This window comes from Coleofasciculus chthonoplastes PCC 7420, assembly GCF_000155555.1.
Classification (GTDB): Bacteria; Cyanobacteriota; Cyanobacteriia; order Cyanobacteriales; family Coleofasciculaceae; genus Coleofasciculus; species Coleofasciculus chthonoplastes_A.
Genome location: NZ_DS989847.1, coordinates 60,297 through 73,280, shown reverse-complemented (window position 1 = coordinate 73,280; position 12,984 = coordinate 60,297). Strand labels below are relative to the sequence as shown.

Below are 12,984 nucleotides of genomic sequence, written 5' to 3'. Positions count from 1 at the left end.
TTATCGGGATTGACCAATAAAATTTACTTGGGGGTGATCCCAAGTATCAAGGGCGCTCACCCTGAGCGGAGTCGAAGGGTAGAGCGTGGGACTTATCGCCTCCCCCAAACCCCCACCATCAGTTAACACTCTCACTTGAGGTGTTTCCACCTGCCATGTCCCTGATTTTACCTGTTGAACCGCCTGGGAATTAAAAAGTTCTGTCAGCATGAGGCTAATTTCTTCGAGTGTCATCCTATTTTTTTGATGAAAGTTCTGAAAAAAAATCCCCCGACAGTTGTCAGGGGACACTTCTAGAAGTATGAAAGATTCGGGATGAAGTGTGAAGTGATAAATTTGATGATCGTTCTTGGTGATCTGTTGTCCTTCACACTTTAATCGTTAGAGCCATTCGGGAACCATTTCTTCTTTGGTGTTGGTGTTGCGTGAGGGCGTCTCGCGGGTAAATTTCATCTGAATCGAGCGAGTTTGTTCGCCATCGGCTGCCACTGCCATGATGGGATAGTCGATTAAACCATCTTGGAAGGACATCTGGAAGCGGAAGGTTCCGTCTGGATTCAGTTTAATCGGACGCCCGCCAATGGTTACGGTGGCATCGGGTTCGGTTGCGCCGTAGACAATCAATTCAGCATCGGCAACCAACCAGAACTGACGAGGACGAATGGGTGGCATAGAAGCAGACATCCCCATCCCGACTCCGGACATGCCAACACCGGACATGGTTAAGCCAGACATGGTGGGTACAGCCCACATCCCTACCCCAGAGGGGAAGATGTAGGAACTGACGGATTGAGAGGGAGCCATCGATCCGGGAACATGCTGCATTGAACCGTACATAGAACCCGCGACGCGCTGAGCTTCGGCAGATTTTGCCATGCCAAAGATTTCGTCGTAGATGGGGTTCTCGGTATGCGCGGCTTCTGCGGTAACAGGTTGGCGCTTGCTGGGAGGAACCAACTCGTATACCGTCTTGCCTTGGAGTTCTTCCTCCCAGTTAACGGTGATGAATTGGTCTTCAATCCAGTCACTGGGATAAACGGGGGGAACACGGACAGGTGTAGAACGAGCTAGGATTAACCAACGACCATCGGCACAACGATAACCGATATCTACTGTATAGTCGCGATCGCTAACGGGTAGCGGTAAGTACCATTCCCGTGCTAGTTCGTCACAGGGATATTCCTGAATGCTATGGGCGCTTTGGTATTCCAGGTTAATATCGGTGACATCATAAATCCGCAGCGCTAATTGTTGTCCTCCCTGACGCCGCAGATCTTCCTTGTGTTCGTTCGGAATATCCCAGTAGGTATATGCCCATTGAGGATCGCGGGGCATGAGGACAATCCGACTTTCACCATAACCTGCGGGTAAATCAGGTAATCCTTCGTCTACAGATGCTAGATCACCACCGGTGCGATCGTCTTGACCAAGTTCAAATTTAGATGCTTCCACTTCTGGTTGTGCCTCCACTGTGCTAGTTGGACTGAGCGAGATTTTGGTATGTTGGACTTTTTGAATTTCTGCCAGTAACTGCGCTTTACGCATCCGGCTATACCGTGAGATGCCGTACTCACTCGCAACTCTACGCAGTTGCCGTAAGGTCATCTCTTCTAAAGGTGGGCGTTCTTTTGCCATGAATATGTTCTCCAATTGTTAGGTCGGTAGGTTGTATCTCTCCTGGTGAATCAAAAAATGGGGATCATAATTTAACAACATCGCATCTGATATTTGATAAAGGTTGATGATTCCTACCGCCTTGGAGTAAGTCAATCTCGGTGACGTATTGCATTCGTCTTTCGTTTGGGCAGGTACAAACTCACGCACGACTTACTCTTGAGGCTGACGTTGGGATTACTCCCGATAACACTTAGATTTCTCCAGTAAGGATCACAGAAATACTGATTTGAGTATTTCTTTGGGATCGCTTTATTTATCTATGTACCAGAAAAGCCTTAGGTAAGGTCAAGGGGATCAAGACGCCAATTTTCAAGAATTGACGAATTTTCAAGCTTACCGGGGATCGCAATGTCATGGAATCATGACATTTATAGGAAAAGGGGATCGCTCAGTGGTGACGGGGAGGAGGGGAAGCAGAGGGAGCGGGGGGAGCAGAGGGAGCTGGGGAAGATGGGGGAGCAGAGGGAGCGGTGGGAGCGGTGGGAGCTGGGGGAGCTGGGGGAGCTGGGGAAGATGAGAGAGATAGAGGAGTCATGTTCCAGGCGTGATTACAGAAGCATCTGTCTGTAGGGGCGGGTTTAGGGACTAATATTGATTGTTATCCCTAGCTTGGCAGCAAAACCCGCCCCGACCAAATGACAAATGACAAATGACAAATGACGAATGATGAATGACAAATGACGAATAACCTAGAAATTAAAAAACCCCTCATCAGAGAAATCCTGCTGTTCCAGCCAATCTTGACCTAACTGAATGGTCACATCGGAGGCTAGAGAACCCGTACTCTCGACGCGCACCTCACCAAATCCCAAATCAGCGCGGATAGCCGCAGCGCTGGCTTCGTCTCCTTGTTGAGCAATGATGCGTGTAACTTTTAAGGGTTCTGCCCAGGGTTCGCCGACATAATTATTTCGATAACCTGCTTCTCTTAGGGTACTGATTAGGGATTGAACAGCTTCTGGATTATCGGTACTATCTTGAATCGCCACCCGCAAATAAGCTGGGTCAATATCGGAGAGTTCGCTATAACCTTGATCGAAATGTTGAGCTACCATTTGCCGAATCTGGCGGTGGTTTGGTAACCAATAACTAACTTCATTTTCTCCAGTTCCGTTAAACCGACCTGGAACCATTAACATTTGTACATCAGACCGTTTGCTATCGACAGCAAATCCGATTAGAGCCACCAATTCTTCAACGCTTAAGTTGGTGTCAATGTGAGACTGAATAACCGATAAAATTTTAGGCAGTCGGGCTAACGTTGTAGGATTGAGGGCTTGCTCTATTAATGCCCGCATCAGTATTTGCTGGCGCTGTACTCGACCCACATCCCCATATTTGTCATAGCGAAAGCGCAAAAATTGCATTGCCTGCTCGCCATTCAGATGCTGTTTGCCTTGTTTCAGGTTGATATAGAGATGTTGAGAATCATCTTGATATTTCATGTCCTTGGGAACATACACAGTGACGCCACCCAAGGCATCCACAAGCTTTTCCACACCTTGTACATTCACTCGGACATAACGGTCAATCCCTACACCGTCGAGGAGTTCACTGGCTGCCTTTGCCGTTAATGCTGGTCCACCATGGTAGTTAGCCGCGTTGATTTTAGTAACACCATACCCTTCAACGTAGGTTTGGGTATCGCGGGGAATGGAGAGAACATTTAATTTTTGGTTATTGGGGTCAAACCGAACCAACAGCATGGTGTCGGAATGCCCATCAAAGGAATTGACCAGTGCATGGTAACCTAAGTCCTCCTCTGTGGGTTCATCTAAGTCGGAGGTAAGAACCTTCGTCCCCAATATCAAAATATTGACAGGTCGCGTCAATTCGGGCAGTCGCATACTATTGCGGGTCATACTACCCTTTTCACTAAAGACGGCTGCCTCATCAGCACTCAGTTGGCTTTGCAGTAAAGGCATACTCGATAGCGAAACAGCAAGCATTGCCCCGGCTGTCGCGGATAACATGGCGACGCCAGTAAAGCCTAACCAAAGCCAAAGCCAATGTCCTCGTTTAGCTTTAGCCGATTTCTTTTTCGGCGGTTGACTCCTCTTTTTCTGTCCTGGGCGGGGTTTTTCGTAGGTTTTTCGAGCTGGCACTTGGTTTCCTCACACACACATAAGCGATCAGGATGGGTTTGGGCAGATGATACACGCCGATGCCCTCATTGCTTACCCTGAGTCTGGTTTAGAGCGTTTGACACAAACACTCATATCAGGTTTTCTCACCGTTTGGGGCAAAACCAGGCAAATACGGCAAAAGATGAGAACAGTTGATCAACTTCAGGCAAAAAGCCCGTCACCATTTTCCTATAACCGGACAACCCAAACGCTGAAATCGTTTACTCGGACAGATGCTTTCGCACTTTCCCTTCCGCAACCTGGCTAATTCCAGGGAGGCGGGGTAACTTCCCTTGCCACAAGCGCACCATGAGCCAAACACTGACTAAAAAATACCCAGAGGTGAGCATGGTATTCATAAATAACAGGCGGAAGCTCCAGAACTCGGTGAGCTGCGCCCCTGACAATAATAAAATGTAGCTTACTAGCCAAGCGAAAGCCAAGGTTACGGACAAACGACTCGCCGCTTGCTGTTCTCGTGTTCCTTGGCGACGGTAGAGTGTCCACAGTGCCGGAAAAAAGCCGATCACGGGTAGCAGGTAGGCAAATAGCTGTAAACGTTGGAGGTTTTGATTGTCCAATGGGTCAAGTTGATTCATTGGTGCTAAAAAAAGGAATAATATCACAACCGCATACCAGGTGGCACAAAAACTGATGGGTATTCAAGTCAATTTCATTGTCAAAGTCTTAATTCTCTCCCTTGGCATTTCCCTGCTGATTAAGTACGCCAGTCCTAGTTTACCCCCTATTCCGGCAACGTCCGGGAATGCCCTGATTGCCGTACTCACACCCGCTATAATTTTGGCGATCGCTCTTTTGTGGCGCTTCTGGCAATTTCAAAATCATCCGGTTGAGTAGTAAGCTGTTCGGCATTTAAACCTTAATATCAATAACGGCGAAAGCCTTGTAGTGCTAGTGCGAGCATCTTGCTCGCTACTAATACCCAATTTAAATGCATGACAGCTTAGTCAATACTCAGTCAGGGCGGGTTTTGCACAAACGTTATCATCAATAAGCAAACGAAAGTCCCTAAACCCGCCCCTACAAATTTAAAACAAATGGCACTGAAAATATAGATTTTGGGATCACCGAAACCCTGGATATATCGTAGGACATCAGTCAAGAAACCGGGTTTCTTTGGGTGAAAGGTTAATATTGTTGTCATCCTCACGAGAAACCCGGTTTCTAGGAATACTTGACCATGGCGCGTCTCTACACCCTTACCAAGGACTTCCTACTAACGTAAACGCGCTCCAAAAATAAGGATGAGTCAACGCCTTATCCTCAATTCCAGCTAATTCTTCAGGTAAATCAATCGTGCTATTGGGAGTAATCAATTGCCCATTTTCAATCTTCACTTGACCCTGAATCATCGCTAATTGAGTCTCTCGCAGCGCTTCGGCTTTAATTGGGACTTGCTTTAAGTTTTGATAAAACGTAGTCATTAATCCCAATGTTCCCTCATCACTGACATACCAGAGACTTCCTAACGCTGATTTCACCCCCGCTTGTACCGCTAATCCGGTAAATCCTAACTCAGCTTCTTGATTTCCTAAGGCGGTTCGACAAGCACTTAATACCATTAGTTCTACGGGTGGATTATGTAGTCCAAGTTGGCGAATTTGATCCAGGGATAGTCTCGTATTCCAAAACTGGATGTAGGAATTTTCTGGTTTACCTGGTTTAAATTCACCATGAGTTGCCAAGTGGACAATACCAAAGGGTTGATCCGCCCGTGCTGCTTTTAGATTAGCGGGAGTAAACGTAGAATTAAGGAACGATTCACCTTGCCATAGTTTATCTGCGATCGCGGATAATTCTACAGGCACAGCAGGTAAGGGATTTTGCTCTGTAAATTCCGACGCCCCCATTGCTAAAACCTGTAAATCCCTCACATCCACATAACGAGTATCCGTTAACGACAAACTAGGCATAAAACCGATACTGTAACGTTCGACAATAAAGCCATTCCCATCATGGAGCGCCGCTACAGGTAAGGAACGCAAACCCTGATCCATAATAAAAGCTAGATTATTAATTTCTCTGTCTTGTAACTCCTCCTCCAACGGAGCAATTAACCACTGATATAATTGTTGAGCGCTAGGAAGATACGGACGAGGAATGCGAGTATCCGTAACCGCACGGCGGAAAGTTTGTAGCGTTTCCATCACCCTTTTCCGACTTGCCCCCGGAACAACAAATCGCATCGGTTCCCCTTCAGCCGTAACCAAAATCAACTCCAATTGATTCCCATCTTCCCACACCTCCTGAGCCAAAAACATCTCATCCCAACCACCAACCCCCTCTGCGAACCTCTGCGCTTCCCTCTGCGAACCTCTGCGTTTTCTCGTCTCAACTTCCACTCTCCCACCATCATCTCCAACACCATTTCCTGGCACAAACACCGCATAAATCAGAGCCGGTTTCACCCCAGTCGCCTGTTCAATCCTTTGTAAAGTCCTTTGAGCTTGTGCCAGCGTAATAATTGGCGTCTCACTTAACCCCCAATACTCTTCATATTCATTCGTGAAGGCGGTTTCAGTTTCCGCGATTGGATTAAACACTGGAGAAGTATCAATCACCACTTCTTCCGTGATATCCTCAGATTCATCTATCTCAGATTGTTCAGTGTCTAAACAGTCAGGAGGGCAGGAACCTGTGATAAATTTATCGGTAATAATCCGAATATTACCTTCAGTTTGATTATCAGGAAACGATTGGAAAGGTTGAAGGTTAGACTCGCCACTCGCAATCGAACCAGCTGTACCGTTAATGGAAGCATCACCCACATTAAAAGGAATCAAACCCTGACCACCATGTTGGATAGTAATCACACCTCCGCCGTTACCTCCGGCTGTAGAAATACTGACATTTTTTCCATTTTGGTCGATAAATGTGTCGGTTATCTGGATGAATCTGCCAGCGGTAATATCAACGTTTCCGCCTGTACCATTACTTCCCCCTTGAGTATTAATTGAGGTGACTTGAATATTATTTTCAGCGTTAAGGGTAATGGAACCGCCATCACCTGAACTTGAACTTGTGTCTAAGGATTGAGTGGTGATATCTTGACTGGCTGTTAGGTCAATACTGTTGGCAGTTATTGTATCATTGGCTGTAATATTTGTGGCATTATTTACTGTCAATCCACCGATTTGTCTTGAGGTAGCCGTACCTGCTCCCGTGGTGTATTGAGCGGCTACTTCATCAGGAGATAAGGCAGAATCGTAAATGGCTACTTCGTCAATACTGCCCCGGAAAAAATTATCAAATGCGTTTCCTCCTCTACGTGCTAGAAAAAGTGGAGAATTATTTTGTGTAGGGCTATTTATAGTATCGGTATTCGTATCTTGTAGAATTCCATCAACATATAAAGAGAGTGTCGAACCCTCTTTGATAAAAGCAATGTGATGAAACTGCCCATCGTCTATGGATACTGTTGAGCTAACAACAGGATTATTCGGATTTGCAGGAAAACCATTATATCGCGCAGCAAGGATTTTTCCTGATCGGTAGAAATAGCGAATCACATAAGGGTATGGCTCGCCTCCACTCCATTTTTCAATGACATCCTTATCACCAGCTACCGTATCCAATTGTTCAGGCGAAGCTTTAATCCAAGCGGTTATCGTAAAATCTTCATTCGTGCCAAAATCAATAAAATCTGAATCGGGAATTTCTACATACCCTGTCGTACCATCAAAGAACGGTGCTGGATTAGCATCATCCACTAACGCCCCCTCTTGATTGCGATTTACCCCACCAAAATAAGTGCCATCTATATTGTTTCCAGACGAATCAAAAGCTGTCTCCCCCTCTTCATCAAGACGCCAATATCCCACCGGATCATCTAACAGTACCGCCACATTATAAGGTAACGCTCCACCGACAGCACCATTAAACGTAATATTCCCGGTTCCAGCTTCTAACGTCAGCGTATCTGTACCGGGATTAAACGCATGAAGACTGCTATTAAAGGTAATATCACCGCCAACTGTAGAACCTGTGCTGAGTGTCTGACTACTGCGAAGAATTACGGGGGCTTCAAAGGTGAGATTTCCGCCATTCAAGCCAATTGAGGCATCTAAATTAATGAACGCCGCCTCAAAGGTTAAATTGTTGCTACTGCTGGAATTAATATCACTGATAATATCAATATTTTTGCTAGCAGCAATTAATACATCCCCGGAATTTAAGGCGGTTAACAGTGAATTAGCAGAAATCAGGAAACTCCCACTCCCATCTCCCGACAGGATTTGATTATCGTTGAGTGCTGTATCATTGGTTCCACTTGTGCCAATAATCACGCTAGTGGGATCTAATAATAATTGTCCCGCTTCACCTGCAATAGCATTTACATCCACAACACCATCAAAAGCTAACTTTTCCTGACTGGATATCTCGACAAAACCGCCGTCACCAGAATTGAGTCCGCCACGAGTGCTAATGTTGCCATAAAATACAGTTTGCTTATCCGCCCAGATCATCACAGTTCCGCCATCACCTGCGGTTAAAGCATCAGCCTGAATCGTAGAATTTTCATTAACTAATGTGACATCAGCATTAGGGATTATTCCTGCACCTTGATAGTCGCCACCAATGCGAACAGTACCGCCGCCATTTGTACCGGATGCGTCAATATTGGCAGAAATTAATCCTACAGTTTTACCAATAACATTTATCTCGCCGCCAGTTGCAGATGAAGGCGCATGTAGGGGCGCATAGACGTGCGCCCCCTCATAGACGTGCGCCCCCATGGGTGTTCCAGAATTTCCGAGCTGGGAAACATCAATAGTGCCAGAGATAATAGTAACATCTGGCTGATTAGGGAGAATTAAGTCAGAATCAGTTAACTTCACCGTTTCGGCTGAATCCACCTCAACGCATGTCTCCAGGTTTTCCTCTGTTCCCGTCAACAATTCAGCTAAATCTAATGGTGTAAAGGGAATAACTTCTCCCGAACTATTCACCAATGGTTCAACCTCCAAAGACAGCAATTGTCCGGGTTGAGAAATCTTGACCCGATGAGAACCGGAAACGGCTGAAATCGTAATTCTTCCTCCCGGTGCTGTCAGTTCCCCGGTATTAATCACCGTACCACCGAGTAAAGTTAAACTCTGACCTGGGAAAACGGCTAAATTTCCTGAATTAACAATACTTCCGGGCTGAGATACATCAAAGATAAACTGTTGCGGATTCCCGACGAATTGCTGATACTCATTTGTGCCAAAGGCATTGAACCAAAGATTCTCGCCAAACCCAATCCCTGTAGCTGTTGTCGCGATAAAATCCGCCGGAACATTTAACTGAGCATTTTGCCCAAACACGATTCCCGCCGGATTCATTAAATATAAATTGGCATTTCCCCCTGTCACCTGAATCAAACCATTAATCAGCGAGGGATTTCCCCCCATCACTCGTCCGAAAATATTGTTGAGGTGAGGATTTGCCAAAAAGTTAGCGATTTCACCTGCATCTAAACCAAACTCCTGGAAACTGTGGAAAAGATTGGCTTCGTCGCTTGACAAACTGCCACCGTTAATAGTATAGGTATTTCCCTGTTGATCAATAATTGTACCCGTTCCATCAGATGCTGGGATAATTGATTGTGCTAGTGTTTCTGCACCAACAAGACTCGCCACTATTGGCAGAAGAATAGCTGGAGTAACAGACAGCAAGTTCAAGTACCATGGAGCAGATTTCATGAGAGACACCGAGACCTATTCGGTTGAATTTTACTCCCCGCTGACAAGGGTTGAATCAACAAGCAATAAAACGTTAAGAAACGAGAAGATACTTGAGATTTTGTTATTTAGCGATACCTGTCCATTTGTGTCAACTTAAGCTACAACCCCCTCGCCCCCAACCCCTCTCCCACCCTGGGGAGAGGGGAGCAAGAAGGAGCGAGAACGTCGCCAATAACGAGTACAATAACTCTTGTCTTGTGATCATCCTGCTTAATTTTGACCACCTGGATCACGCTGAAAACAACTCATACCCGCTGGGAAGCCGAGCTGATGCAGCAGGTTCTGGCAGCTCACGACATCCCTAGTCGTATTATTGATCAGGGTATCCCGTCCTATTTTGGGGCGGGAAGTCCGGCTGCGTTGCAAGTTCGCTCTTATGATCAATGGACAGCTTTGCTATTACTCAGTTCTCCAGACGAGGAATAAGCAGAAATATCGGATAATTATTAAGGAATTAAAAACGTTTCATGTCTTTATTTGACTGGTTTGCCAATCGACGAAAATCAGAACCGATGCCCCAACAACGACGGGAACGGGAAATTGCTGATGGATTGTGGACAAAATGTGAGGCGTGCGCGGTTCTCACCTATACTAAAGACCTGAGAGCGAATCAAATGGTCTGCTCTGAATGTGGTCATCATATCCGGGTATATAGCGATGAACGGATTCGCCAGCTTATCGATGGCAATACCTGGATACCCCTGGATGAGCAAATTCGCCCCACTGATCCGCTAAAATTCCGCGATCGCAAATCCTATACAGATCGCCTACAAGACTACCAAGACAAGACTCAACTGACTGACGCTGTACAAACGGGGATCGGACAGATTCATGGATTACCCATCGCCCTAGGCGTCATGGATTTCCGATTCATGGGCGGTAGTATGGGTTCGGTAGTGGGCGAAAAACTGACCCGCCTGATCGAACAAGCCACCCGCCAACGTTTACCTGTGGTGATTATCTGCGCCTCTGGCGGGGCGAGAATGCAAGAGGGGATGTTAAGCCTGATGCAGATGGCAAAAATCTCTGGGGCGCTGGAACAGCATCGTCAAGCTAACCTACTCTATATCCCTGTATTAACCCATCCCACCACGGGAGGCGTTACCGCTAGTTTTGCCATGTTAGGGGACATTATCCTGGCTGAACCCAAAGCTACCATTGGTTTTGCGGGACGCCGAGTGATTGAGCAAACCTTACGCGAAAAACTCCCCGACGACTTTCAAACCTCTGAATATCTACTCCAGTACGGCTTTGTCGATGCGATCGTTCCTCGCACCCAGTTGAAAAAGACGTTAGCGCAGCTTATCCGCCTCCATCAACCCTTCCCCACCTCACCTACTGTGGTTTCCCATTCCGAACCGATGACGTTGATGGCGAAAGGCGCTGATCATACAACGGAGTTTTGAGGGGGAGGGTTTTGTGAGTGTGAGTTTTTACTTATAAATCTTTGACGTAAAAAACTTCTTGAGAGAAAGGCGTCCCCAGGATGGCATCATATTCATAGTGAAATGACTCAATCTCAATTTCGTCAGTCAATTATTATGGGGTTTTCAGACCGATCAAAGCTGGACATTACTGCTGAATACACGGTTACCACAAAAAAGATACCCGATCCAGGTAAACCGTTGGGAATCATTGAAAGACTGAAATTCAACAACCCTAACCTAGCTATCGCTTGAGGTTAGGGATTGCCAGAGACAAGGCGGGTGACGTAAGAAACGATGGGCGGCTTGTGCATTCCCTGTTTTCTGTGAAGAGTTCACTGAAAATCAGTAGTGTGACATCTTTAAACGTGCAGACTGTCGGTTTGATCCCCAGAAGTGGTTGACGACGATGCCCTTCAGGTAGAGTATAAGCTACAGGTTGAGCAATTTTCATGCATTTAAAACGAATGAGCCAAATTTTCCAAGGAGAACCCCGAATGAAACGATTGATCTTGCTGGCTGTGGCAATGGTATTCTTTGTATTTCAAATAGCGGTGAGTAGCGCAACCGCTCTTGAACTCAGTGAAGACATTCGCACCGTTCCCGTGAATGAACAGGGTAATACCACTGTTCTCAGCCTAGAAGAAGTCGCCAAAGGCAAACGCCTGTTTAACGATAGCTGTAGTCAATGTCATATCGGCGGCAGAACCAAGACAAACCCCAACGTAACCTTACGGCTGGAAGATCTGAAACTGGCATTCCCGCCTCGGGATAACATTGCCGCTCTCGTAGACTATATGAAAAACCCGACAACCTACGATGGATTTACGGAGATTTATGAATTCCACCCCAGCACTCGCAGCGCCGATATCTTTCCTGAGATGAGAAATCTGACGGAGGATGACCTCAAAGCGATCGCGGGTTATATTCTAGTCCAGCCGAAAGTCCAAGGTATCATGTGGGGAGGCGGCAAGGTTTACAATTAAATTCGGATTTTTCTGAATGATTCGTTGAAGGGTTGAAAGGAGACGATTAAAAGGTTGGAGTTTGAAAGCATTCAACGTTGAATTGGCTATTATTCAACCCTTCATAAACCAAAAACAAAAGACAAAAAACTAAAAACCAATGTTGACTAATTGGATTAAAAAAATTCGCCTTAGCCATTCCTCCCGATATAATTTTTTTTCAGTTCGCGGTCTTTTCGCTACGTTGATGGCTATCTCTATCGTCTGTATCGCCAGCTCTCCGGCTTATGCGATAGATGACTACGTTAAGCGCTTCTTAAAGGTAACTGAACCCATTGCGTTAGATTTAGATGGACAGGGACAGACTAAGGCATTTACCCCAGGCGATTTGGCGGAGGGGAAAGAATTGTTTAAAACCCATTGCATCAATTGTCATGTTGGCGGAACCACCCTCCAAGATCCCAGAGTATCCCTAGGATTGGAAACATTAGCGGGAGCAACCCCACCTCGCGATAATGTTGATGGAATTATCTCTTTTCTCAGAGAACCCATGACTTATGACGGCAGCGCCCCAAGCTTTTGGTGTCGCCAAGTCCCAGACACCTGGATGCCACAGGAGCAAATTGAAAAGTTAGCTGCATTCGTCCTGAGAGCGGCTCAAAAGGCTCCCGGTTGGGGTGGGAAGGCTTCATCTTAAACTTTTGGTGCTGGGGGAGCTGAGGGAGATAGGGGAGATGAGGGAGATGAGGAAGATAGGGGAGATGAGGAAGATAGGGGAGATGAGGGAGAACTCCTCAACATTTTCCCCCTCATCCCCTAACCCCAACTCCGGACCCCCCTCGTTCCCCCCTACCCCCCTCGTTCCCCCCTACAAGAGGGGGGAGGACAGAGGATGCTTCGCTTTTTTGGCAGGGGGGAGGACAGAGGATGCTTCGCTTTTTTGGCAGGGGGGAGGACAGAGGATGCTTCGCTTTTGTTGCACGGGAGAAGGGGAACCCTCTCCCCGCTCCCCTCTCCCCGGCGTGGGAGAGGGGCTGGGGGTGAG

Annotated in this window: 11 protein-coding genes; 5 read left to right on the top strand and 6 right to left on the bottom strand. The window is 46.6% G+C overall.

All coding sequences use genetic code 11. The features are described 5' to 3' along the window. The 4 genes from MC7420_RS11090 to MC7420_RS11070 all read right to left on the bottom strand — a co-directional run bounded on the left by MC7420_RS11090 (nucleotide 1) and on the right by MC7420_RS11070 (nucleotide 4,402). Nucleotides 1–234, bottom strand: a complete 234-nt coding sequence (locus tag MC7420_RS11090; RefSeq protein WP_006100719.1) for a hypothetical protein — start codon at nucleotides 232–234, stop codon at nucleotides 1–3. Nucleotides 235–381: 147 nt separating this feature from the next. Continuing rightward, a complete protein-coding gene (locus tag MC7420_RS11085) occupies nucleotides 382–1,635 on the bottom strand; it encodes a DUF4912 domain-containing protein (protein WP_006100584.1) in 1,254 nt (417 codons plus the stop codon). 731 nt (nucleotides 1,636–2,366) lie between these two features. After that, nucleotides 2,367–3,782: an LCP family protein gene (locus tag MC7420_RS11075; RefSeq protein WP_006100376.1), complete on the bottom strand. Its 1,416-nt coding sequence runs from the start codon at nucleotides 3,780–3,782 to the stop codon at nucleotides 2,367–2,369. Nucleotides 3,783–4,024: 242 nt separating this feature from the next. Then, the gene (locus tag MC7420_RS11070) at nucleotides 4,025–4,402 is read right to left on the bottom strand and encodes a hypothetical protein (protein ID WP_006100551.1); all 378 of its coding nucleotides are present in this window, start codon (nucleotides 4,400–4,402) and stop codon (nucleotides 4,025–4,027) included. A 55-nt stretch (nucleotides 4,403–4,457) separates the two neighbouring features. Between MC7420_RS11070 and MC7420_RS11065 the strand changes: the two genes are divergently transcribed. Continuing rightward, a complete protein-coding gene (locus MC7420_RS11065) occupies nucleotides 4,458–4,661 on the top strand; it encodes a hypothetical protein (protein WP_006100435.1) in 204 nt (67 codons plus the stop codon). A 362-nt stretch (nucleotides 4,662–5,023) separates the two neighbouring features. Here the strand turns inward: MC7420_RS11065 and MC7420_RS35100 are convergent, their stop codons facing one another. Next, complete coding sequence (locus MC7420_RS35100; RefSeq protein ID WP_052307458.1) at nucleotides 5,024–9,508, bottom strand: CHAT domain-containing protein; 4,485 nt, start codon at nucleotides 9,506–9,508, stop codon at nucleotides 5,024–5,026. A gap of 258 nt (nucleotides 9,509–9,766) precedes the next feature. On the opposite strand from MC7420_RS35100, the gene MC7420_RS39515 reads away from it, so the two are divergent. Together MC7420_RS39515 and accD are read left to right on the top strand one after the other, a co-directional pair. Beyond that, entirely contained in the window at nucleotides 9,767–9,976 is a 210-nt protein-coding gene (locus MC7420_RS39515; RefSeq protein ID WP_006100380.1) for a hypothetical protein, read from the top strand. Nucleotides 9,977–10,017: 41 nt separating this feature from the next. Next, entirely contained in the window at nucleotides 10,018–10,956 is a 939-nt protein-coding gene (gene accD / locus MC7420_RS11050) for an acetyl-CoA carboxylase, carboxyltransferase subunit beta (protein WP_006100687.1), read from the top strand. 262 nt (nucleotides 10,957–11,218) lie between these two features. On the opposite strand, the gene MC7420_RS39510 is transcribed toward accD, so the two are convergent. After that, the gene (locus tag MC7420_RS39510) at nucleotides 11,219–11,428 is read right to left on the bottom strand and encodes a hypothetical protein (protein WP_157453133.1); all 210 of its coding nucleotides are present in this window, start codon (nucleotides 11,426–11,428) and stop codon (nucleotides 11,219–11,221) included. Nucleotides 11,429–11,471: 43 nt separating this feature from the next. Between MC7420_RS39510 and psbV the strand changes: the two genes are divergently transcribed. After that, nucleotides 11,472–11,960 (top strand): photosystem II cytochrome c-550, encoded by a 489-nt coding sequence (gene psbV / locus MC7420_RS11045; RefSeq protein WP_044206775.1) that lies wholly within the window; start codon nucleotides 11,472–11,474, stop codon nucleotides 11,958–11,960. A gap of 139 nt (nucleotides 11,961–12,099) precedes the next feature. Next, entirely contained in the window at nucleotides 12,100–12,636 is a 537-nt protein-coding gene (gene psbV2 / locus MC7420_RS11040; protein WP_071777212.1) for a photosystem II cytochrome PsbV2, read from the top strand. Nucleotides 12,637–12,984: the final 348 nt, after the last annotated feature.